The sequence below is a fragment of the Pararhodobacter sp. CCB-MM2 genome (assembly GCF_001691415.1).
In the GTDB taxonomy this organism is placed as follows: Bacteria; Pseudomonadota; Alphaproteobacteria; order Rhodobacterales; family Rhodobacteraceae; genus Pararhodobacter.
Genome location: NZ_LRRR01000020.1, coordinates 17,085 through 39,223 on the forward strand (window position 1 = coordinate 17,085; position 22,139 = coordinate 39,223).

Annotated in this window: 25 protein-coding genes and 1 pseudogene; 4 read left to right on the forward strand and 22 right to left on the reverse strand. The window is 68.6% G+C overall.

The window, feature by feature from the left end; genetic code table 11:
- Positions 1 to 36 precede the first annotated feature (36 nt).
- The 20 genes and pseudogenes from BCY78_RS16875 to fabF all read right to left on the reverse strand — a co-directional run bounded on the left by BCY78_RS16875 (position 37) and on the right by fabF (position 17,075).
- Positions 37 to 324 (reverse strand): hypothetical protein, encoded by a 288-nt coding sequence (locus BCY78_RS16875; RefSeq protein ID WP_068304342.1) that lies wholly within the window; start codon positions 322 to 324, stop codon positions 37 to 39.
- Positions 324 to 4,256 (reverse strand): glycoside hydrolase TIM-barrel-like domain-containing protein, encoded by a 3,933-nt coding sequence (locus BCY78_RS16880; protein ID WP_068304259.1) that lies wholly within the window; start codon positions 4,254 to 4,256, stop codon positions 324 to 326. Before BCY78_RS16880 ends, BCY78_RS16875 begins: the two co-directional genes overlap by 1 nt.
- Before the next feature lie 27 nt (positions 4,257 to 4,283).
- Positions 4,284 to 4,715, reverse strand: coding sequence for an NlpC/P60 family protein (locus BCY78_RS16885; RefSeq protein WP_068304260.1), 432 nt, complete (start codon positions 4,713 to 4,715; stop codon positions 4,284 to 4,286).
- Positions 4,708 to 5,571 (reverse strand): DUF2163 domain-containing protein, encoded by an 864-nt coding sequence (locus tag BCY78_RS16890; protein ID WP_068304262.1) that lies wholly within the window; start codon positions 5,569 to 5,571, stop codon positions 4,708 to 4,710. Before BCY78_RS16890 ends, BCY78_RS16885 begins: the two co-directional genes overlap by 8 nt.
- A complete protein-coding gene (locus BCY78_RS16895; RefSeq protein ID WP_068304264.1) occupies positions 5,568 to 6,200 on the reverse strand; it encodes a DUF2460 domain-containing protein in 633 nt (210 codons plus the stop codon). The genes BCY78_RS16890 and BCY78_RS16895 overlap by 4 nt, the downstream gene beginning before the upstream one ends.
- A gap of 1 nt (position 6,201) precedes the next feature.
- The gene (locus tag BCY78_RS16900) at positions 6,202 to 6,843 is read right to left on the reverse strand and encodes a phage tail tape measure protein (RefSeq protein ID WP_369808711.1); all 642 of its coding nucleotides are present in this window, start codon (positions 6,841 to 6,843) and stop codon (positions 6,202 to 6,204) included.
- The gene (locus BCY78_RS26325; protein ID WP_083195104.1) at positions 6,731 to 7,069 is read right to left on the reverse strand and encodes a rcc01693 family protein; all 339 of its coding nucleotides are present in this window, start codon (positions 7,067 to 7,069) and stop codon (positions 6,731 to 6,733) included. Before BCY78_RS26325 ends, BCY78_RS16900 begins: the two co-directional genes overlap by 113 nt.
- On the reverse strand, positions 7,066 to 7,392 hold the full coding sequence (locus BCY78_RS16905) for a gene transfer agent family protein (RefSeq protein WP_068304266.1): 327 nt from the start codon (positions 7,390 to 7,392) through the stop codon (positions 7,066 to 7,068). The genes BCY78_RS26325 and BCY78_RS16905 overlap by 4 nt, the downstream gene beginning before the upstream one ends.
- A gap of 86 nt (positions 7,393 to 7,478) precedes the next feature.
- Positions 7,479 to 7,889 (reverse strand): annotated as a pseudogene (locus BCY78_RS16910) (phage major tail protein, TP901-1 family); the annotation flags it as partial.
- A 19-nt stretch (positions 7,890 to 7,908) separates the two neighbouring features.
- Entirely contained in the window at positions 7,909 to 8,316 is a 408-nt protein-coding gene (locus BCY78_RS16915) for a DUF3168 domain-containing protein (protein ID WP_068304267.1), read from the reverse strand.
- The gene (locus tag BCY78_RS16920; RefSeq protein WP_068304268.1) at positions 8,313 to 8,648 is read right to left on the reverse strand and encodes a head-tail adaptor protein; all 336 of its coding nucleotides are present in this window, start codon (positions 8,646 to 8,648) and stop codon (positions 8,313 to 8,315) included. Before BCY78_RS16920 ends, BCY78_RS16915 begins: the two co-directional genes overlap by 4 nt.
- Positions 8,648 to 9,235, reverse strand: a complete 588-nt coding sequence (locus tag BCY78_RS16925; protein ID WP_068304270.1) for a hypothetical protein — start codon at positions 9,233 to 9,235, stop codon at positions 8,648 to 8,650. The genes BCY78_RS16920 and BCY78_RS16925 overlap by 1 nt, the downstream gene beginning before the upstream one ends.
- Positions 9,236 to 9,391: 156 nt before the next feature.
- Complete coding sequence (locus BCY78_RS16930) at positions 9,392 to 10,603, reverse strand: phage major capsid protein (RefSeq protein WP_083195106.1); 1,212 nt, start codon at positions 10,601 to 10,603, stop codon at positions 9,392 to 9,394.
- Between the two features lie 105 nt (positions 10,604 to 10,708).
- Entirely contained in the window at positions 10,709 to 11,233 is a 525-nt protein-coding gene (locus BCY78_RS16935; protein WP_068304271.1) for an HK97 family phage prohead protease, read from the reverse strand.
- A 10-nt stretch (positions 11,234 to 11,243) separates the two neighbouring features.
- The gene (locus BCY78_RS16940) at positions 11,244 to 11,492 is read right to left on the reverse strand and encodes a hypothetical protein (protein WP_068304273.1); all 249 of its coding nucleotides are present in this window, start codon (positions 11,490 to 11,492) and stop codon (positions 11,244 to 11,246) included.
- Positions 11,492 to 12,703, reverse strand: a complete 1,212-nt coding sequence (locus BCY78_RS16945) for a phage portal protein (RefSeq protein WP_068304275.1) — start codon at positions 12,701 to 12,703, stop codon at positions 11,492 to 11,494. The genes BCY78_RS16940 and BCY78_RS16945 overlap by 1 nt, the downstream gene beginning before the upstream one ends.
- A gap of 173 nt (positions 12,704 to 12,876) precedes the next feature.
- Positions 12,877 to 14,265, reverse strand: a complete 1,389-nt coding sequence (locus BCY78_RS16950; RefSeq protein ID WP_083195107.1) for a DNA-packaging protein — start codon at positions 14,263 to 14,265, stop codon at positions 12,877 to 12,879.
- Positions 14,147 to 14,491 carry a hypothetical protein gene (locus BCY78_RS25625; protein WP_068304277.1) on the reverse strand — a complete coding sequence of 115 codons (345 nt, stop codon included), beginning with the start codon at positions 14,489 to 14,491 and terminating at the stop codon, positions 14,147 to 14,149. The genes BCY78_RS16950 and BCY78_RS25625 overlap by 119 nt, the downstream gene beginning before the upstream one ends.
- A gap of 167 nt (positions 14,492 to 14,658) precedes the next feature.
- Positions 14,659 to 15,813 carry an endolytic transglycosylase MltG gene (mltG, locus tag BCY78_RS16960; protein WP_068304278.1) on the reverse strand — a complete coding sequence of 385 codons (1,155 nt, stop codon included), beginning with the start codon at positions 15,811 to 15,813 and terminating at the stop codon, positions 14,659 to 14,661.
- Complete coding sequence (fabF, locus tag BCY78_RS16965) at positions 15,813 to 17,075, reverse strand: beta-ketoacyl-ACP synthase II (protein ID WP_068304280.1); 1,263 nt, start codon at positions 17,073 to 17,075, stop codon at positions 15,813 to 15,815. Before fabF ends, mltG begins: the two co-directional genes overlap by 1 nt.
- 205 nt (positions 17,076 to 17,280) lie before the next feature.
- Here fabF and fabG point away from each other — a divergent pair, with 205 nt between their 5' ends.
- Positions 17,281 to 18,018 (forward strand): 3-oxoacyl-[acyl-carrier-protein] reductase, encoded by a 738-nt coding sequence (gene fabG, locus BCY78_RS16970; RefSeq protein WP_068304281.1) that lies wholly within the window; start codon positions 17,281 to 17,283, stop codon positions 18,016 to 18,018.
- Positions 18,019 to 18,036: 18 nt separating this feature from the next.
- Here fabG and BCY78_RS16975 read toward each other — a convergent pair whose 3' ends face one another.
- Entirely contained in the window at positions 18,037 to 18,471 is a 435-nt protein-coding gene (locus tag BCY78_RS16975) for an ABA4-like family protein (protein WP_068304282.1), read from the reverse strand.
- A 238-nt stretch (positions 18,472 to 18,709) separates the two neighbouring features.
- Here BCY78_RS16975 and BCY78_RS16980 point away from each other — a divergent pair, with 238 nt between their 5' ends.
- From BCY78_RS16980 to BCY78_RS16990, 3 genes are all read left to right on the forward strand, one after another.
- The gene (locus BCY78_RS16980; protein WP_068304285.1) at positions 18,710 to 18,943 is read left to right on the forward strand and encodes an acyl carrier protein; all 234 of its coding nucleotides are present in this window, start codon (positions 18,710 to 18,712) and stop codon (positions 18,941 to 18,943) included.
- A gap of 118 nt (positions 18,944 to 19,061) precedes the next feature.
- Positions 19,062 to 19,967 (forward strand): lysophospholipid acyltransferase family protein, encoded by a 906-nt coding sequence (locus BCY78_RS16985; RefSeq protein ID WP_083195108.1) that lies wholly within the window; start codon positions 19,062 to 19,064, stop codon positions 19,965 to 19,967.
- 96 nt (positions 19,968 to 20,063) lie between these two features.
- Complete coding sequence (locus BCY78_RS16990; RefSeq protein ID WP_068304287.1) at positions 20,064 to 20,987, forward strand: lysophospholipid acyltransferase family protein; 924 nt, start codon at positions 20,064 to 20,066, stop codon at positions 20,985 to 20,987.
- A gap of 21 nt (positions 20,988 to 21,008) precedes the next feature.
- Here BCY78_RS16990 and BCY78_RS25295 read toward each other — a convergent pair whose 3' ends face one another.
- Positions 21,009 to 22,091, reverse strand: coding sequence for a thioredoxin family protein (locus BCY78_RS25295; RefSeq protein ID WP_068304288.1), 1,083 nt, complete (start codon positions 22,089 to 22,091; stop codon positions 21,009 to 21,011).
- Between the last annotated feature and the right edge of the window lie 48 nt (positions 22,092 to 22,139).

Genomic DNA, 22,139 nt, shown 5'->3' on the forward strand with positions numbered 1-22,139 from the left:
ATAGCGATCCCGCGGAAGATTTCCAGTGGCCGAGGCTCAGGCCGGCGGCGAATGACGCAACAGCGCCTCGGTCACCTGCGCGAGGCAGGCAAGGTAGTCCCGCGCGCCGGGGCTGTCCGGATCGCGAGAGGGATGGGCGAGCGCGGCTTCCAGCAAGGTGCCGTGGCCATAGGCCGGGTGGCCGCGTCCGGCTTCACGTCGATGACGATCCGCCGTCTCAGTGCGGGCGATGAGCGCCGCCATCCCCGCCGCCCGCTGGGACTCAGGCAGAGCCAGAAGCACGCGGGCGGCGGCGGCAAGGTCCGTCAGCGTGACCGGACGCATCAGGGTGCGACGGACAGCGTGGCCCACAGGCCCGGCCCGTAGCTGCCCGAGACCTGCGCGACCTCGACCTCGACCAGGCCTGAAACACCGTCGCCCGATTGCATCGCCGCAGTATAGGTGAAGGCCGGCGCGCTCAGCGAGACCTCGCGCAGCAAGGTCCCGCCCTGACGGATGCGCAGGAGATAGGCCTCGACCTCCTCGCCCAGCGGCACGTCGGGGGCGTCCCAGCCATCGCCCGCGACGCGGGTTCGGCGGATCCAAGTCAACGACAAGTCACCGCCCGAGCGTTTGGCGGTCAGATGCGCCGGCGCATAGGGGCGCTGGCCGTTGCCCGCAAAGGTCTGGGTGCTTTCGACATAGATCGGGTCGTCATAGGCCAGCGCCGCCGGACCGACGCGCCAACGCCGGGCAACCCCGCGGGTCGAGGCCGGCAGGTCCAGCTGCTCCGGCGCGCCATCCATCAGGACGACGACGGCACCGGGTGCCCAGGCCTGCGGGATCAACGGCTCGGTCCCGAACTGACCGCGCAGCAAATCCTGCAGGCGCCAGACGCCGGGTTCGATCAGCGTGGCCGATTGGTACTGGAACAATTCCCAGCCATCCCCGGTCGAGATCGCCGCGAGGTTCTTGCCGTCCAAGAGTTCGGCCTCGGCAATCGAGGCGGGACCGACCGAGGCCGGGAAGCGCACCTCGACCCCGGCCCCACGTTGCAGCAGCGAGGGGGTTGCGGCGTCCAGCGCAGTCCGCGTCTCGCCCACGCTGGCGCGCAGGCCGATGAGCGTGTTCAAGGCAAAGCTGCCCTCGCTCGCCGGTGCGTCATAGACGGCGATCACGCCCGGCCAAGGCGTCCCGGTCACGGCCAGATGCGGCGCATGCGGGATCTCATCGCCCCGCATCAGCGGCAGATCCATCCAAAGGGGCAGCACGGGCACCGGACCGTCATAGCCCCCGACCAGTGGCAAGTCGTCCGAAGCGTCGCGATGGCGGTAGAGGCCGGGCTCGATCCGAACGGCGTCGAAGGCGCGGGCGCCGGTCAGCTCCATGCGGTCGATCCGGTAGTGCCGCGTGCCATCGCCCTGCGGCAGGGTGACGATATCGCCCACCCCCAGATCCGAGGACATCGGCAGGCCGAACCGGGCGGTATCGCGGCCGATCCGCGCCTCGGTCAGCCAACGTTTCACCGCCGTGCGGGCCTCGCCCCGCGTGAGGCCCATCGGCAACTCGCTGGTGGCTGCATCGCCCGCGGGGTCTTCCGGATGGACGGCTTCGGCCGAGCGGATCTCGAAGCTGCCCTCGGCCTCGACATAGGACAATCGCACGCGGCCCGCCGTTTCCGGGTCCGGGGCGCGGGTCAGTTCCAGATCGCCTCCCTCCCGCGCGACGAGCGTCGCGGGGTCCAGCGTCACCGCCGCCCGTCCGGTGCGCATGCGGAAAATGAGCTGCCCGTCACGCTCTAGCGCCTCGAAGCCATGGGCGAGCATCAACGGTTGCAGGGCCGCGCGCCCGGTCGCCGTCGAGGCCACGGTATAGCCGCGGACCACGCCGTACAGGTGGCTCACATCATAGCCGGTGATCCCGGCGGCATCGCAAATCTCGGCCACAACGGCGGCCAGCGGCTGGCTGGCGGACCGGCCGGTCAGCCAGTGGCCGCGCGTCCAGTTCTCGCCGTCCGACCACGTCCCGGTCAGGGCCGGGAACCAAGGCCAGGGCCGCGCATCCCACGCCCAGGCATGGCTGCGAGACCAGTCGACCATCGGACCGCCGTAATACTCCGACACCGGGTTGTTGGCCGGATCGGTCCAGAAACCGTGCATCGCCCGCAGGTATTGCATCTGCATCAGGTCGTCGCGCACGCCGGTGGAATAATAGGGCGCGAAGCTCTCTGAAGACTTGGGGTCGAGGAAGACGTTGGGCTGGTTCGCGCCCTTGTCGATCGCCGCGCAGCCGTATTCGGTGAACCACACGGGCTTGGAGCGCGGCAGCCATTCGGTGGCGTCGTCCTGCTTCACGCCGCCAAGACGCTCGGTATGGGAATTCTCCCACCACGCGCGCAGGTCCTTGTAGCGCCAGATCCAGGGTTCGGCCTCGCCCTCATCGGTGATCGGCGTGCGCAGCTGGGCGTCGCGGTTCTGCGGCGTCTCGTAGTACCAATCAAAGCCCTCGCCCGCGGCGACGTTGCCCGCGAGGTAATCGAGGTCATAGATATCGCGGAAACCGGCCTGCCAATCGGCATGCGCCTCGCCCTCGCGCCAATCGGCGAGCGGCATGTAATTATCGATGCCGATGACGTCGAGGTCATCGTCCGACCACAGGGGATCGAGGTGGAAATAGCGGTTCCCCTCTCCGGCGTCATAGCCGAAATACTCTGACCAATCGGCGGCGTAGACCAGCTTGACCGAGGCCCCGAGGATCGTACGGACCTCGCGCAACAACTCGATCAGCGCGGCGACGGCGGGGAAGCTGTCCCCCGCGCCGCGGATCTGGGTCAGGCTGCGCATTTCCGAGCCGATGCAGAACGCCTCGACTCCGTCAGACGCCGCGCAGAGCGCCGCGTAATGCAGGATGAAGCGCCTGTAGGACCATTCCGCGGGGCCGGAATAGTTGACCGCGCCCGGCATGACGGTGAAATCCGAGGCTTGCGCGGTGCCGAAGAAGGCCGCGACCTCGGCCTCGGCTGCTGCCGTGCGGTCGGTCGTTCCGGCCTGGCCGGGCGCCTTGGATGTGGTGATCCGGCCCCGCCATGGCAGCGCGGGCTGGTCGTCGGCCTCCGACCACGGATCCGGCAGGCCGTTGCCCGCCAGTTGCTCCATCAGCAGGAAGGGATAGAAGACCACCGCCTGCCCCGCCGCGTTCATGGCCGCAATCGCTTCCAGAACCGAAGCGTCATCGGGCGTGCCGCCATAGACCGGGCGGTCGGACACCTGTGCCACCACCTCTGCCGTGCTGCGATCCAGACCCGCGACGCTCCACGGCTGGCCGGGGTTGTCACGCTCGGCACTTTCGACCTTGGGGCGGATCTGGCAGTCACCACAGCGCAGATCGTCCCCGAACCACGAGGCGATCAGCAAACCGGACTGCACGTTCGGCAATTCCGCCTGAAGGGCATTCAACGAGGTGGTGAAGTCGCTGAAACCCGACGGCGTATGCACGTTGACCGAGGCATCCTGCGTGGCCTCGATGACGGAGAAGTCGTCAATGAACACATCCGTCTGGTTGCCCGAGACATGCCCTTTCGTCGTCGCCAGCGCGTATTCCCCCGCGCCGGGCAACCACGCCACCCCCTGCACCGCGTCTTGTAACGTGGTGACGCTCTCCGTCTGGGCCGCGCGTATCACCTCGAAGGCGAAGTTCGGCAGGCGGTTGCCGAACGGGCCGAGGTCCAGATCCTCAATCACCACATAGGCCGTGCCGCGATAGGCGGGCGCCGACGCTTCGCCCTCGACCGCAAGGATCTTGGGATCGGGCGACTGGTCCAGGCTGCCAGTGTAGACGCGCAGGTTCAGATCGGCCGAGGCGATCTCGTCGCCATAGGCCCAGATCCGCCCGATGCCGCCGATCTCGCCCTCGCACAGCGCGATGGCCACACTGACGATATAGCGCGACTCCTCGGTGATGCGCGGACCACCCTTGCGTTGGGACGAGGCACCCGGGATTTCCTCGAATCGCGACGCCCAGATGACGTGGCCCGCGGTGCGGACCCGGCCCCAGACGCGCGGCAAGGCCACGCCCTCGCCGGCACCGGTGATCTGCAGCCGTTGGATGCGACCGGTCTCGACCGCGCCCGAGCCTGATCCCAGCAGGCGCTGATCGATGAGACGGCCGAGGGTCGCCCCCACGGCCCGGCCAATCACCATGCCGGACAGGCCCAGGATCGCGCCGCCGAAATTCGCGCCGATCGCCGCGCCGGCACTGGAGAGAAGAAGCGTCGCCATCCGTGGGCTCCTTGTTTGGATCGGGGTTCAGATCAGGTCGAAGCGCGCCACGATCCGGCGCGCCCAGGGGCGGCTCAGCGGGCTCTCGACGACCCCGTGGCCGCTGTAGGCATGGATGAAGCGCGGGCTTGGCCCAGCCTCGGACAGAACGCCCAGATGCTTCGCGACCGCCCCCGCGCGCATGCGGAAAAGCACGATGTCACCCGGCTGCTCGGCGCTGTCCGCAGGACGCAAATGCCGCGCGAGCGCTTGCCAAAGCGCCTCGTCGCCGCGGCATTCCGCCCAATCGGGGCCATAGGCCGGCAGCGCCTCGGGCTCGGCGCCATGGTGCGCGCGCCACAGGCCCCGGATCAGCCCCAGACAATCGCACCCCGCCCCTTTGACCGAGGCCTGATGCCGATAGGGCGTGCCGATCCAGCCCCGAGCCTCGGCCACCAGAGCCGCGCGTTGCTCACTCATGGGTCAGGCTGCCGCCCGTGTTCCCGCCATTCACACGCGGTGAGGCCTGCAGCCAGTCCTCGCCCGGAACATGCGGGAAGCCCTGAAAATTCAGCTGGTTGAGGAACTTTAACCGGCAGGTGGCGAAACGCTTGTCGCACCCTGCCTCCAATCGCACCAGATCCCCCGCCGCGGGCTCAAACCCCGGCCTGGACCACAGGTGAAGCCGTCGCGCAGCAGCCCGACCTTCTTCACGGCGGATGGACACCGCCTGCCCCTCGGCAGCCCCCGTCAGGAAGCGCGCGGTGCCATCGACGAACCAAGCGGCGGTGAATTCGGGTAGCAGATCCACGTCGATCACCGCCCCGCCGTCTTCCACCGCCAGCAGCGGCACCTCGGCCGAGAAGCCCGGCTGCGACAGATCGAAACCGCAACGCGCATCGCCCAAGACTGCCGGACAGAGCGCGCCGAACACCCGCCCGCCCGACTTGGACAGCGGTTCCGTGAGGCCCCGCAGCTCTGCCCGGAAGGCGCCGCCCGCGCGGGTGATCTCGCCCAAGGTGCCGCGAAACAGCAGGCGGCGGGCATCGGGGTCGGCCCAGTCGACCTCCCAAATCACCAGCCCCGCGTTGTCATAGAGGCCCGCAAGGATGTCCCCCTCGGTCAGCGCCGCATCCGACAGCGCGCCCGAGGCCTCGGTGTTGTCCACCGCCAGCCCAGTGCCCTGCGTGATCGCGCTCGCGCTCATGCCGGTGCCGGCGCGGAAGGTCAGGCCCTCGAAGCTAAGATCGCGGTCATGGTCGGTGAAGCCCAGCACCGTGCCATCCTCGCGCGTCAGCGCCCAGGCGCGGGCGCGGGTCGTGGTCAGATCGTTCATTGCCGCACCTCGATCACCGGGACCTTGGGCACGTCGCCCGCCTGGAACGAGGCCACCGAGACCTGTACGAGGTCGGTGTCAAACCGCACCGGCACGTCGAATTCGCAGCCGATTGTCACCTCGGCGCCCACACCCGGCGGCGCGACCAAGGTCACAAGGCCTGTGGTCAGGTCGACCGACCACGCAAGCCCCTCAACCAGCTCGGTCCCGGCCACGGCGACGCGCACCGTGCCGTCGACCGGCTTCGCGATCACCCGCGCCGAAGCCCAGTCGCCCGAGCGATAGGTCTTCGCCAACTGAAACACGGTCTTGGCCCCGTCGCCAAAACCCAGCGACTGGTCCAGCGCTGTGACCTCGCCCGAGGCGCGGCAGGTCTTGAAGTCGGCCCAGTCCTTCCAGCGGAAGCCGTGCAGCATGCCCTGCCGCGCCTCGAAGAAGGCGATCAGCCGCTCCACATCATCGAGCGAGCGCAGTCCCAGCCCCGCGTCATAGCGCCGGCGCGCCTGCGCCCAGGGGGTGTTGCGCTCCTCATGGCCATTGGCCAGCGTGACGATCTCGGTCCGGCGCTCAGGCCCGCCGAGCGAGCCGAAGCTCAGGTTCGCGGGAAAGCGGATCTCGTGGAAAGCCATGTCAGTAGTTCCTTTGCCCCTGTGCGAGGAGCCGCTGCATTTGCGCGGCGATCTGGCTCTGGCTGCGCTGGAAGCCGGCGACATCGGGCGTGGTCACGTTGATGGTGACATTGGCGCTGCGGCCGCCCGCGCCCCGCACGCCCAGCTTGCCATCGGCGCCGCGAGCGAGGGGCAGGATCGCCTCGGGCCCCGCCTCACCCATCAGGCCGGTGCCGCCTCGCATCGGGAAGGTCACGGGCGAGGACACCACGCCGCCCTGCGCGAAGGGCATCACCCGCCCCTGCGCGAAACTCGCGCCATTGGCAAAGGGCAGAACCGAGTTCATCACGCCCCCCAGAACCGAGGACAAAGCCCCCCCGACCGCGTTGTGCACCGGCCGCATCGCCGCCGCGTAGATCGCGTTCGAAATGGACCGCCCGAGGCCCTGCATCGCATCCGACAACCGCTGGCCATCGAAGATCACCCCGTCAAACGCCCGGCGCAGACCGGAGCCGAGGCCGCGCGACAGCCCAGCCATCTCGCGGTTGGTCTCACCGAGGCTGCGGCCCATGTCGGCGAGACTGGAATCGAAGCCCGCCACCCGGTCCGAGGTCGCCCCGATCTGTGTCTCCAGCGCCGCCAGCTGTGCGTTCAACTCGTCCAGATTGGCCATTGCCGCCCCCCTTCGCCGCCCCTTTGTCAGGAAAGCGACCCATGAGCGCATCGAGACGCGCTCGCGTTAACCCGGGCCGGGCCGCACCGTCGCGCCCCAGCATGATCATCAACTCGGCCGGGGTGAGCGCCCAGAACTCGGCCGGACGGAGGCCCAGCCCATGCAGTCCCGCGCGCATCAGCCCCGGCCAGTCCAGCGCGCCCACCCCCCGCGTCATGCCGCGTCCTCGCCCGGCAAGGCGAAGGCCCGTGCGAGCAGCAGACCCGCCACCCGCGCACCCTCGATGGGCCCGCCGGCGATCTCGCCGCCGACAAGGGCCGAGGCCGCAACCGCATGCCCACCGCCATGGAGCCCCGCCAGCAGCACCGCTAGGACGTCCTTTGCCCGGAACCGCCCGGCTTCGAACCGCTCGACCAGTGCGACGAGGCTGTCAGCGCCCAGCGCCTCCTCCAGCTCGGCCAGCGCGCCCAGCGTCAGCTTCAGCACTAGCCGCTCGCCATCGAGCGTGAGCGCCACCTCGCCCGCCATCGGATTGGCCATCAGACCGGCTCTCCGCTCGGCTCCTCCTCGGGCGGCTGGTCGCCGCCATCGCCGAGGTAATCCTCAGGGTCCGCGGCGAGCGGCGTCACCGCCACGAAGGCCAGCGCGCCGGCCGAGGCCATCGACATCTCGAACGTCGCCTCGCCGTTGTAACTGCCGGCGTATTCCAGCGACGTGATCTGGAACGGGCCCTCGACGGTGCCGAAATCCGGGATCACCACCTGGAAATCCGGGATCTCGCCGTTGAAGAACACCGCCCGGGCACGCTCGTCCGTGGCCTCGTCGCGGAACACGCCCGAGCCCGACAGCGAGGCCGCCTTCACGCCCGCGCCCGCCAGCAATTCGCGCCAGCCTCCGGTGCTGTCGAGGCTCGTCACATCGACCGTCTCGGCGTTGAAGCTCACCCGCGTGGCGCGCAGGCCCGCGATGGTCTCGAACTGACCGGCGCCGGTCATGTCCATCTTGATCAGAAGATCCTTGCCGCTCTGCACAGCCATGAGCTTGCTCCTTTGAGTGTCAGATTTCGACGCGCACGCGGAAGCGCAGGTCGATGCGCCTGAGCGCATTGCCCTCGGCGCGGCGCGCCTGGGCCTGGTGGAACCAGATCGCCACGACCCGTCCCGTGGACAGTACGGGCGTCGCGTCGGGCAAAAGCGCACCGATGCGGGCGCTCGCGGCCTTGGCAGTGGCGAAACCGGCAGCATCCGAGACGACCTGCACCAGCACGCGATGCTCGGCGCCGGGGCCGGTCACGTCCGAGCGGTCGATCACATCCTCCTCGCCGAGCACGACATAGGTTCCCTGCGGCGTCGCGGGCGGCGGCGCGTCGAAGATCCCGCCGGGCACGAGGCCCGCAAGCGTCGGATCGCCCGTGAGCAGGTCATAGAGCGCGGTCTGCAGCGCGGCGGCGGTCTGGTAGCTCATGCCGGCACCTCCTCGCGCGCGTGGCAGACGAGGTAGGCCCCCGCCGGATCGGCCTCGCTGACCGCGAGGATGGTGAAAATGCGGGCGCCCTCGGTCAGGCGCTGATCGGGGCGCGGGCGCTGCGGGCTGCCCTGGGGCGCGGCGCGCAGGAAGACGCGGAACAGCATCCGCCCCTCGGGCGCAATGAGGCCCCGCCGTTCGCTGCCCGAGCCCGCGCGCAGCTCGCACCACAGCGTGCCCAAGGCGTCCCAGCTGGTCGAGTAGCCGCCCGCGCCATCGGGAGTGGTGACGGCTTCCTCCAGCACCATCGGCCGGTTCAGCGCATAGGCCATCAGCGATGCCCCCCGGCGGTCACCCGCACCGGCGCCCAGCGCTGCAGCAGCGCGGCAATCGGCCCGTCGATGGGCTCGGCCCCGGTGCGGCCATCGTAGAATTGCGCGGCCAGCCGCAGGACCGCCTGTTTCAGATCGTCCGGCACCGCATCCCAGCTCGCGCCGAAGCCCGCCGTGAAGGCGATCTCGACCCTTCCGTTTGTCGGCACGCCCGGCAGAACGGCGCCCGTGGCGAGGATCTGCGGGCGGTGACGATCCACCACCAGCCGCCACGCGGTCGCCGGGGCCTCGGTCTCGGTCCCCTCGACATCGACCAGCGTGACCGAGGCCACGGCGGTCACCGGCGCGACCGGGATCGCCTGCGCATCGGGCCAGCGCCAGCCGAGCAACGTCAGCCGGAAATCACGCGAGATCAGCGCCTTGCCGATCCGCCCTTCGATCAGCGCGATGGCACCGCGCAGGTGTTGCACCAGCAGCGCATCCCCGCTCGCGTCGTCGGCAAAGCCGGTGCCCAGCCGCAGATGCGCGCGGAAGGCGGCGACCGGCAGATCCTCGTCCGCCACCACGCTCGTCTCAATCAGGTCCATGCTTGCCTCCTGAAAACTCTCATCCGGCGGGATCGGCGCAGACACGCCCCCCGCACCGCTCGCACGGAGGGGAGCAGCCGGACGATGCGGATCAACCCGCGCGCCTGCGCCGCCAACGGGCGAGGGACCAAGGACCCCCCGCCCGATTCAGACCGCTTACGAGGCGGCGAATTTCAGCAGCTTGATGGCCGAGAAATCGGTCACGTCGCCGCCCACGCGCTTGGTGGCGTAGAACAGCACATGCGGCTTCGCGCTGAACGGATCGCGCAGCACGCGCAGATCGGGACGCTCGGCCACGGTATAGCCCGCGCGGAAGTCGCCGAAGGCCACGGCATGCGCGTCGGCGGCGATGTCAGGCATGTCCTCGGCAATGAGCACCGGGTAGCCCATCAGGCGCGCCGGCTCGCCGGCCGCCAGACCATCCGACCACAGGAAGCGGCCATCACCGTCCTTCATCTTGCGCACGGCGCCGGCGGTCTTCGAGTTCATCACGAAGGCCGCATTGGCGCGGTAGCCCGCCTCCAGCGCATAGACCAGATCGACGATGGCATCGGCCGGGTTCGACGCGGCGAAATCGCCGGCCGCACCCGTCGCGACATAGCCAAGCTCGCCCCAAGTCTCGGTGCCATTGGCGACGATGTCATGGTCGAGGAACCCGCGCGGCTGGTCGGTGCCGGTGCCGTTGATGAAGGCCGCAGCCTCGGCGCGGGCGAATTTCATCGCGATGCGCTCGGCCAGCCAACCCTCGACGTCGAAGGCGGAATCCTCGAGCAGCCGCTGCGAGGCCTTCGGCATCGCCGACAGCTCGTGCAGCTTGATCGAGATGCGGTCGATGGCCGCGGTGCCGGTCTCCGTCAGCGTCGAGGCTTCGTTCTCCCAGCCCGAACCCACATCGCCATGGTCGACCAGCACGTCGAACGAGCCCGCCTCGACCGCCACGACACTGGCGATGGCGCGGATCGAGGCCGAGGCGTCGAGCACCGCATGGATGCGCTCCGAGGTCTGCGGATCGACGAGGTAGCCGCCCTCGGCATTGACCGCCGTGTTCAGGCCCTTGCCCTCCAGCACCAGCCCGCGCAGGCCGTCGTCATCGCCCTGACGCAGATAAGCGTCGAACGCCTTAAGGTGCAGACCTTCGCCCGCGTCAGCCTGAGCCAGCACGGGGCGGGCGGTCTTGGTGGTGAATTTGCGATCCAGCATGGTCAGTCGCTCGTCCTGTTCTTTCAGATTGCCCATCACGTCGGCGCGGAAGGTCTTGATCTCGGTCACGAACCCGTCCAGCGCCGTCTTCAGCTGCGCGGCCTCGTCGCCGGGCTGCGCAGACTTCATCTCGACCGTCTGCTGGCGGCCGGGAGTGTCGCTTGTCATCGCATCCATCCTTTCATGCATGCCTTGCACGGGCTCCCGACAGGCAACCCGCCCCCACCGCGCGGAAGTCCCCCCCGCGCGCTGTTCCATCCCGAACCGGGAAATTCAGCGCCGCAGCGCGTCGGTCGCAGCCTCGATGCCGGCCGCAAAAGCTCGCAGCAGCCCGTCCGACTTGGCCGAGACGCGCGCCGCCGGCAGCATCGGGAAGGTCACCAACGAGACCTCCCAGAGCTCCAGCTCGATCAGCTTGCGGCCCCCGTCCGGCAGCTTCTCGGCGCGGATCGTGCGATAGCCGATGGACAGCCCGTCCACCGCGCCCGCCGCCATCAGCGCCGCCGCCTCGCGGCCCTTGGCCACATCGGTCAGCAACCGGCCCTTCACGCGCAGCCCATGGTCGTCCTCGACCACCTCGTCCCAGATGCCGATCGGCTGTGCCTGATCGTGCTGCCACAGCATCCGCACCCGACCCTCACGCGCTGCCAGCCGCTTCAGCGAGGCCGCATAGGCCCCCGGCGCGACCACATCACCGCCCTGATCGCGCAGCCCGAAGACGGAGGCATAGCCCTCGATCACAGAGCCCTCGGCCCGCACCAGCCCCGGCTGATGAAATTTCGTTTCCAGAGAGAGCATCCCCGCCTCCTCAGAATTGCGTCGCCAGAAAGGCCAGCGCGCCATGCACCACCACGCCCGAGGCCACGCCGTACACCGCCAGCCACAGCCGCTTTTCCAGCCGCACGAGGTCTTCCTCGATCTTGCCCAGCCGGAAATCGAGCCCTGCGCGGCGCTCTTCCTCGACCCGCTCCTGCGCGTCGATCCGCGCCTGCGCGAGGTCGAAACTGTCGTAGAGGAACCGCGACCCCCCCACGCTCTTGCGCTGCGCACTCGCCATCACTCCGCCTTGGGCGGCAGGCCCAGCATCGCGCGCTTCTCGGCCTCGGTCAGGAAATCCGCCTCGCTGACCCGGCGCCATTGCGCCTCGCGCTCGATGGACAAGGCCGGAACCTGATCCAGATCGGGCCGCAACACCAAGGAGGCGCCCAGAAAGCCCGACAGCCAATGCGACAGCGCATCCGTCAGCTTCGCCGCCATCGGCAGCACGGTGAGCCGGTAGAACGCCCGATTGGCCTCCTGGTAATTCGCATAGGTCGCATCGCCCGGGATACCCAACAGCATCGGCGGCACCCCAAACGCCAGCGCGATCTCCCGCGCGGCGGCTTCCTTGGTCTTGTGGAATTCCATGTCCGAGGGGCTGAACCCCATCGGTTTCCAGTCCAGACCGCCCTCCAGCAACATCGGCCGCCCGGCATTGCGCGCGCCCTGATGGTGCATCTCCATCTCGTGCTGCAGGCGCTCGAACTGCTCGTTGGTCAGCCCGCCCTGCCCGTCCGGCCCGGAATAGACGATCGCACCCGAAGGCCGGGCCGCATTGTCCAACAGCGCTTTCGACCAGCGCGAGGCCGAGTTATGCACATCAATCGCCGTCGCCGCCGCCTCGACCGCCGACAACCCGTAATGGTCGTCGAGCGGATGGAAGGCCCGGACATGGCAGATTGGCGCGGCCTCGTCGGTCATGGTGAAGCGGTGCTTGCGCCCGCCGACCGCGTAATCATAGCCCGCTGGCCAGCCATCCGCGCCCGGCACCACCGACATCCGGTCCGAGCGCAACACATGCAGCTCGCCCGGCAAACCGCCCTCCGGTGCGGCCACGGCCTCCAGATAGGCGTTGCCCGACAGCAGAAGCTGGGCATAGGCCGCCTCCAGAAACTCGGCCCGCCCCTGCGCCGGGTTCGGACGGCGCAGCAGGTCCAGCACCGGATGCGCCTCGTAGCGGCCGTCGCAATCCTGCAGCACCAAGGGCAAGGCGGCGGCGGCTTCCGACAGCAGTCGCACCACGCGGAAGCCGACCGGGTTACCCTGAAACCCCGCGCGGGTCAGCGAGACCGTGTCCCGCGCCGTCCAGCGCACCCCGCTGGCCCCCTGCGCCACGAGGCGGCCGGCGCCAGCGCCCCCGAACCCTGCCGTCAGCGGCCCCACGGCCGAGGCCTTGGCCTCGGGCACCGCATGGGCCCCAGTGTTGGGCTTGCGAAAGAAGTCGAACATGCCTCTGCCTCCTCGTCCTGCGGCACCTGCCGATCCCGAAGGATCCACCGCATCGGCCTTGGAGCGCAGTTATGAGCGACAGGCCTTACCATCGCGCGAGGTCACCGTGCGCTGCCACCACCGACACGCAACACCCCCGACGGAAAAGGGAGACCGAAGCCCCCCTCCCCCTTTCACAACGACCGCGCCCGTGGTGCCGCCACCGGCCTCGGGGCCGAGATCATGAGCTCGTGCAGGGCCCAGACCAGCGCATCCACCCGGTCAGGGCTACCAGTGCCGTGAAAGCCCCGCGCCGTCATCTGCGCCATCTGCTCCTCCAGCGCGCCGAGCCCCGGAAGATGTGCGACCCGCCCCTGCTCATACAGCGCGGCGACCGGCTCGGCCCGCGCGGCCTTGCCCTGCCGCGCATGCACCGCCTTGACCGGCACCAACGGGTCCACCTGCCGCAGAACGCTGGCCACCAGATCCCCGCCCTGGTTCACCTCGGCCACCAGCCGATCAGCCCCGTGCCGCTGCATCGCCGCGATCGCTGCCTGCGCCCAATCCGTCGGGCTGCTGGCCCGCAGGCTGGCATCCTCCAGCACCACCGCCCGCCAAGTCTCGGGTGGCCCCTCGGTCACCGCGCCGACGGCAACGATGCCGCACAGGTCCGAGGCCTTGCCGCCGCTCACGGCCGGATCGACGGCTACGACCACCCGGCTGAACGCGGGCAGCTTCGTGGTCCGGCAGCCGTCCAGCAGGGCCTGCGGGAACAGCGTTCCCTCGACATCCTCCAGCAGCACGCCCTCCAGCTCCTGCCGCCCCAGCCGAGAGCCGCCGTAGCGCGCCTCGACCTCGTGCAAAAACGACCGCGCCAGAAACGCCCGATTGGCCGACGTCGGCGCCTGAGTCTCCACAGTAGAGGGCAAGGCCAGCACCCGCTTCAACACCCCCTCGGCCCGGGGTGTGGTGGTCACCACGCAGCGCGGATCGTCGCCCAGCCGCAAAGCGAACTGCAGCTGGTCCCAGGCCTCTTCGGACTTCTTCCACTTGCCCAATTCATCCGCCCAGGCCGCATCGAACTGCGGGCCGCGCAGGGCCTCCGGCTCGTGCGCCGAGAACAGCTGCGCCACCGCGCCATTGGGCCAGACCAGCCGCTTGCGCGTGGCCTCCCAGACCGGGCGCCGGTCGGGCGGCGAACAGGCGAGGATCCCGCTCTCGCCGAACACCATTACCTCGCGCGCCTGATCCAGGGTCTCGCCGACCAAGGCCACGCGCCGGGCACGGCCGGGATCCCGCGGGCCCGCCCCCTCGACCTGCGCGCGCACCCATTCGGCCCCGGCGCGTGTCTTGCCCGCCCCGCGCCCGCCCATGCAGACCCAGCTGCGCCACGCGCCCTCGGGCGCCACCTGATGCGGCAGCGCCCAGAAGTCGAACAGCCACGGGAGGGCCAGCAGTGCTTCCCTACTCAACCCGGCCAGAAAGCTCTCCCGGATCGTTTGCGGCGCGCAGGCGAGCCATTCGGCGTCGCACCTCGGCCCCTGCGGCGGCGAGATCCAGCTCTCCGTCGCGTCGTCCCTCATCGCGTCCGATCTTCTCAAGTTTTGCCCGCTCACTGAACACGGCCTCCAAGGCTTTGCGCAAAGATGCCACGACCGTCGCCAACTCCCGCGACGCGGCGACATCCCCGCTCTTGATGGTTTGAATGATGAGATCCAGCTCGGCGCCATAGGCCGCCAGCTGCCGTTCCGCCTGAGCCACAAGATGGCCCGGCGGGTGTTCCCCCGTCGAAGGGTCGCGCTTTTTCATCGGTTTTTCCGCTGCTCGCTGCCCCGCGCGACGAGAACGGCAAAGGCCCGGGGCGCAAACCCCGGGCCTGAAGCCGAACTCTTCCAGCTTGGCAAGATCCTTACATCGGACCGTGCAAAAAGTCAACGCGCAACACTTTGGCGTTTAAGGGAAATTTCCCTAAAACCTTAGTTGTCGCCGCGCTGCGCCTCGATCTCGCGCCAGCGCGCGACGTTGCTGTTATGCTCGGCAAGCGTGCTGGCGAAGACATGCCCGCCGGTGCCATCGGCGACGAAATACAGGTAATCCGTCTCGTCCGGGTTCAGCACCGCCTCGATGGCGGCCCGGCCCGGATTGGCGATCGGCGTCGGCGGCAGGCCGTCGATGCGGTAGGTGTTGTAGGGCGTCTCACGGTCCAGTTCCGAGCGCCGCAGCCCCCGGCCCAGCGTGCCCTGCCCCAAGGTGATGCCATAGATCACCGTCGGGTCGGTCTGCAGCCGCATCGGCGCGCGCAGGCGGTTGATGAAGACGCCGGCGACAACGCCCCGCTCATCGGCCACGCCGGTTTCCTTCTCCACGATCGAGGCCAGCGTCAACGCTTCCTCGGGCGTGTCGAAGGGCAGCCCTTCTACCCGGTTCTCCCAGGCGGTCGCGAGGAAGGTCTCCTGCCGCGACTGCATCTCGGCCAGAAACGCCGCACGGTCCGCACCGCGGCGCAGCTCGTAGCCGTCGGGCGCCAGATGGCCCTCAGGCGGCAGCTCGCCGGCCTCGCCGGACAGGAATTCGGCATTGCTCACCGCGTTCCAGATCTGCCAGCTGGTCGCGCCCTCGGCCACGACGACGCGGAAGCGCGTGTCGGCCTGGTTGGCCACCTGGGTGTATTCCGCCGGGAACTCGGTGGTCTCCAGCGGCAGGTCCACCGTCTCGATGAAACGGTTGGTCTGCGGGTCCAGCTCGCGCACCTCGTAATTCACCGCAGTGACACCGATCCGCAGCACCACCTCGGTGCCGCAGGTCGAAGCCCCGCCGCGCGTCACGATATCGAGGATCTCATCCATCGAGGCCCCGGCCGGCACCAGATACGAGCCGAACCGCAAACGGCTGTCACGCCCGTCATACTGTGCACCGACGCGGAACAGCATCGGGCTGGTCACCGCGCCCTGCTCATCGAGCGAGGACGCGACGCCCCGAAGGTTAGCCCCTTGCTCGACCCGCAGGCAGATCGCCTGTTCCAGCGGTCCCTCGGACACGAACATCCGCTGACCCATCGCCACCAAGCCCGCCAGCAGGACGAAGGCGACGATCAGCAGCGTCAGCGCATTCGCCGCAACGTGTTTCCACATCAGCCGCGCACCTTGCCCAGCACGAGGCTTGCGTTGGTGCCGCCGAAGCCGAACGAGTTCGACAGAGCCACATCCACCTTGCGCTTCACCGCCTTGTTCGGCGCGAGGTCAAGCTTCGGCTCGATGGCAGGGTTGTCGAGGTTGATCGTCGGCGGTGCGACCTGATCACGGATCGCCAGCACGCAGAAGATCGCCTCGACGGCCCCGGCCGCACCCAGCAGGTGCCCGATGGCCGATTTGGTCGAGGACATGGTCGCGCCCGAGGCCGCATCGCCCATCAGGCGCTCAACGGCGCCCAGCTCGATCGTGTCGGCCATGGTCGAGGTGCCATGCGCGTTGATGTAATCGACGTCCGAGGGCTGCAGGCCCGCGCGCTTCAGGGCTGCCGACATCGAGCGGAAGCCGCCATCGCCATCCTCGGAGGGGGCGGTGATGTGATAGGCGTCGCCCGACAGGCCATAGCCAAGCACTTCGCAATAGATCTTCGCACCGCGCGCCTTGGCGTGCTCGTATTCCTCCAGCACCACGCAGCCCGCGCCCTCGCCCATGACGAAGCCGTCACGATCCGAATCGTAGGGGCGCGAGGCCTTCTGCGGCTCGTCACCGCGCTTCGTCGACAGCGCCTTGCAGGCGTTGAAGCCGGCGATGCCGATCTCGCTGATCGGGGCTTCTGCGCCGCCCGCGACCATGACGTCCGCATCGCCCAGCATGATCAGCCGCGCCGCGTCGCCGATGGCATGCGCGCCGGTGGAACAAGCCGTGACCACCGCGTGGTTCGGGCCCTTGAAGCCGTATTTGATCGAGACCTGACCCGAGACGAGGTTGATCAGCGAGCCGGGGATGAAGAACGGCGAGACGCGCTTCGGCCCCTTCTCCTTGATCAGGATCGCGGTGTCGGCAATCGTCGTCAGACCCCCGATGCCCGAACCGATCATCACGCCGGTGCGCTCGCGGTCCTCATCGTTCTCGGGGGTCCAGCCGGAATCCTCGACCGCCTGCGTCGCGGCAACCAGACCATAGAGGATGAAGTCGTCGACCTTGCGACGGTCCTTGGCGGCCATCCAGTCGTCGGGGTTGAACGTGCCGTCCGAACCATCACCGAAGGGGATCTCGCAGGCATAGGTCGTCGCCAGATGGCTCGCATCGAAGCGCGTGATCGGGCCTGCGCCCGACTGGCCCTCAAGAAGCCGCTTCCAGGTTTCTTCGACCCCGCAGGCCAGCGGCGTCACCATTCCCAGACCCGTCACCACGACTCGGCGCATCTGCATTCCTCCGAACTTGGGCTTCGCCCGTCATTATCTGTTGTCTTGCCACATACACATTGTTCCCGCGCGGGAAAAGGCTCCCGAACCGTCCCGGCGGCATCCTGCGCGCTGGCGCCACCGCTTCGTGACTGCTAGAAACCCCGCCAATGCGCCGGGACCTTGGTTTCGGCAGCGACGCGACACTGACAGAAGGATCAGCCCCATGTTCGACCTCAGCGGCAAACGCGCCCTCATCACCGGCGCCTCGGGCGGCATCGGCGCCTCCATCGCCCGCGCCCTGCACGGCGCCGGCGCGACCGTGGGCCTGTCCGGCACCCGCGAGGCCCCGCTGCAGGAGCTGGCCGCCGAACTCGGCGAGCGTGCCTTCGTGCTGCCCTGCAACCTGTCGGACCCGGCCTCGGTCGAAGCCCTGCCGAAAGCCGCCGCCGAAGCGATGGGCGGTCTTGATATCCTCGTGAACAACGCCGGGATCACCCGCGACCAGATCTTCATGCGCATGTCGGATGACGACTGGGCCTCGGTCATCGACGTGAACCTGACCGCCACCATGCGCCTGTGCCGCGCTGTGATGCGCCCGATGATGAAGGCGCGCTGGGGCCGGATCATCAACATCTCGTCGATCGTCGGCGCCACCGGCAACGCCGGTCAGGTGAACTACGCCGCCTCGAAGGCCGGCATGGTGGGCCTGACGAAGTCGATCGCGGCCGAAGTCGCCTCGCGCAACATCACCGCCAACGCCGTCGCGCCCGGCTTCATCGCCACGCCGATGACCGACAAGCTCAACGACGAGCAGAAGGACAAGATCAACGGCCAGATCCCGGCTGGCCGCATGGGCACGCCCGAGGAAATCGCCGCCGCCGTGCTGTACCTCGCCTCGAACGAAGCGGGCTACGTGACCGGCACGACGCTGCACGTCAACGGCGGCATGGCGATGCTCTGACCCCTACGGGCTGGCGGCTCACCCGAACTGCCAGCCCTTTCCGGTCCACAGGCGGCGCAGCACATGCGCGAAAAGCCCCAGCGGACCGAAGACCAGCGCCAGCAGCAGGACCGGCACCGTTCCGGCGTGCCGCAGTCCCAGCGCCTGCGCATCCCGCGCGATCCACGCCCCGACGAACAGGTCGAAGACGAGGAAATGCGCCCATCCCGTCAGCGTGCCCACGGGATGCGAGAACAGGGCCATCACCCCCGCCAACGATCCCATGCCCGCGCCGGGCGCCGAAAAGCCCAGAACCGCGCCGCAAAACAGCAACACGGCATAGGCTGCGCCCAGGATCAGCGGAATCACCCCGGAATGAACGTATTGCCGCGTCAACGCGGCCTGCGGTGCGAAGATCAGCAAAGCCCAGGCCGGAAGCACCGGCAGGTGCAGCAGATAATACAGAAACGCCAAGAAAAACCCCCTGTTGCGCGACGCCCCCCGCGCGATGTAGCGTCGATCCTACTGGGGCTTCGCAGCTTGCGAAAGCGTTTGCCTATGGTCACGCTTGTGCTATAGGCGGCGTCGATCGAGGCAGGGCCTGCCCCTGCAGGTCCGGCAAGGGCGTCAATCGGGCGTCCACGTCGACAGAGCCGCGCAAGCGGTTTCAACCACGGGGCGGGTTCCGCCGAAAGGTAAACGAGGACAGAACATGAGCGACATCGCTGATCGCGTGAAGAAGATTGTGGTCGAGCACCTGGGCGTCGAAGAAGACAAGATCACCGAGAACGCTTCGTTCATCGACGATCTGGGCGCCGACTCGCTCGACACCGTTGAGCTGGTCATGGCCTTCGAAGAAGAGTTCGGCATCGAGATCCCGGACGACGCCGCCGAGAACATCCAGACCTTCGGCGACGCGGTGAAGTTCATCAGCGAAGCGGTCTGAGTGGCCCCGGCCCTGCCCCAGCGTTGACGCGGGCGGGCCGAGACCCCGACCCAGAGACACGCGCGGCCGTTCCTTGCCGGATCGGCCGCGTTTTTCGTTCCCCAATGTCCGGACGCGCATGACGCTCCCTGACGATCCGCTCGCCGCACCACAGGATCCCGCACCGCCCCCGCGTGAGAGCGGTCGTGACCGGGCGATCCGCCTCCTTGTCGATGCGCTGATGCTGCTGCCCTTCCGCCTGCGGACCGCGCTGGCGTATCGGGTCGGTCGCTTCGCTGCCGGACGCAGCCGCTCCAGCCAGCGCGTCAATGACGCCATCCACCATTTCCTGCCCGATCTGCCGCCGGCCGAGGTCGCCCGTATCGCCACCGAGGCCCAGGGCAATTTCGCCCGCATGATCGTCGAGGTCCTCTCGGCCCGCGACATGGCCGCGTTGGCGCCGACCCTGCCGATCGAAGGCCCCGGCCTTGCCGCGCTCGATGAGGCGCATGCGCAGGGCCGGCCGGTGATCCTCGTCTCCGCGCATTTCGGCAATTACGACGCCTGGCGGCTGGCGCTGATCCGGCGCGGCTTTTCCATCGGCGGCTATTTCAAGGAACTCGGCAACCCGGTGATGAACCAGCGCTATGTCGAAGCCGTCTCGGCCTCGGGCCAGCCGATGTTCCCCGATACCGGCGAGGGCCTGCGCGCTTTGGTGAAGTTCCTGCGCAAGGGCGGCATGCTGGGCATCCTGATGGATCTCGACCGACCGCAGGGCGTGCTGCTCGATTTCCTCGGGCGGCCCACCCGCACCGTGCTGTCGATGGCCGAGATGGCCCTGCGCTACAACGCCCTGCTGGTGCCCGTCTGGGGCATCCGCACCGAGGGTAAGCCCGGCTTCCGTGTCGTGGTCGAAGCCCCTGTGCCGCCCTCTGACGCCGAGACGATGACGCAGGCCCTGAACGACGCCTTCGGCGCGCAGGTCCGCGCCCATCCCGGCCAATGGGTCTGGTGGCACAACCGCCGCAAGGGCGATCACCCCTGACGCCCCGCTGCCACCGCTCTGGCCCCGCATCTCTGACCCGCCGATGTGGCCCGCCCTTGCTGGACAGCCATCTAGGCCGGGACTAGAACCGCAGGCATGAGCCAGACAAGCGACATCCCTCCGCAACGCCTCTCGGTCCGCCACTGGATCGAGGACCGCGCGGGCGCCTTGGTGATCGGCGCCGCCAAGCAGGTGCCCTATCGCTGGCGCGTGCCCTTCATGGGCTGGTTCAGCCGCACCGTCCTTGCCCCCTTGGCGATGAACCGCCGGGTCCGTGCGAATCTCGACCATGTCTTGCCGGACATGTCTGACGCCGATAAGCGCCGCATCTGCCGCGAGATGGCCGACAATTTCGGCCGCTCGCTGATCGAGCTGCATTCGGGCCGGGAATTCGCCGAGCGTGCCGCGCAGTTCCAGCCCTCGGGCCCCGGCCTCGCCGCGCTGGACGAGGCCCATGCACAGGGCCGTCCGGTGATCCTGATCTCGGCGCATTACGGCAATTACGATGCCTGGCGCGCCAATCTCTCGGCCCGCGGCTTTGCCGTGGGGGGGCTCTACAAGCCGATGTCGAACCCCGCCACCAACCGCCGCTATGTCGATACGATCGAGAGCATCGCCAAACCCCTCTTCCCGCGCGGGGCCGAGGGTATGACCGACATGATCCGCTTCCTGCGCAAGGGCGGCATGCTGGGCCTTTTGGGCGATCAGCACATGGCCCATGGCGAGCTGGTGGATTTCCTCGGCAAACCCGCGCGCACCGCAACCTCGGCCGCGAAGATGGCGCTGAAGTACAAGGCGCTGCTGGTCCCGCTCTATGCCACGCGCAATCCGGACGGGCTGACCTTCACCATCACCGTCGAGGAACCGATCCCGCACAGTGACGCCCTGACGATGACCCAGGCGATCAACGACAGTGCCTCGGCACAGGTGCTCGCGCATCCCGGCCAGTGGTTCTGGGCACATCGTCGTTGGAAAGGCGCGGCGGATACCGGCGATCTGCCGGACACGCTGCCAGAGTAAATCAGCGAAAGAAGGAGGGCCTTAGCGCAACCGCGCCGAGGCCACGACCTCGCCCTGCCCGGTTTCCTGCACGATGACCACGGCGGGCTCGTCGCCCTCCAGCGGCACGGTCACTTCCAGCGGAGACATCATGTCCCAGCTGCCCAGGACCTGCCAGCTGGTGACGATATTCGCGTATTGCGAGGTCCGGCCAGCATTCTCGCCGCCAAGAATATCGACCTCGTCCATCGGGCGATAGCGGACCAGTTGCACGGCATAGGGCCCGCTTCCGGGGCGGCCCAGCGTGTTACGCGCGGGCTCGGCCTGCGGAGCGGGAATGGCCAGCCGGGCCTCTGGCGCCGCGGCGATCTGCGGTGCGGCCTCGGCCTCGCCAGCGCCGCCTTCCGCGACGGGTGCCTCAGGCTCGGCCGCCGCAACCTCGGGCGCATCGGCGGCTTCGGCCTCGGCGGCCTGCGGGCGGGTCATGGTCAACGTGCCGACAACGGAATTTGTCCCCATCCCCGCGGTCGCCGACCGGCGCGAGGCCATGGCGATCTGCGGCGCGGCCTCTTCGGTCGGCACGGCGCGGATCGTCAGCCCCTCGGCCGAGCGCGACAGGCTCAGCGAGACCTCGCCTGCCCGTTCCCGCTGCATGGAGATCGTGTCCATGACCTCCATCACCCGGAAGCCCTCGACAATCTGGGTGCCGTTGACGATCACCTGCGGCGTATAGATCGTGGAATGACCATACCGGCGCGCGTAACGCTGTTGACGCTCGGTATTGGCGCGGCTGGCGAAGGTGTCGGCCCAGCCGATGTAATCCCAGTAATCAACATGAAGTGCCAAGGCGATGACATCCTCGCGCGAGGCGAGGTCAATGAGCATGTCATCCGCTGGCGGGCACGAGGCGCAGCCTTGGGCGGTGTAGAGCTCCAGCAGGACCGGATGATCAACGACACCGCCGGTGTTCTCGCCCTGCGCCTGTCCGGCGACCGGGGCGAAGACCAGAACCATGCCCAGACAGGACAGCCGCAACGCCCGCAGGGTTGCCCGTGACATTCCGGCCGCGGGGTCAGTGACCACCCGCGCCAAGATGCCCTTCTGCATCCGTGCGATCAGCGTCATGCGCTCTCTCCTGAAACCTTGCGCTACCAAACCGGCAAATGGACTGCC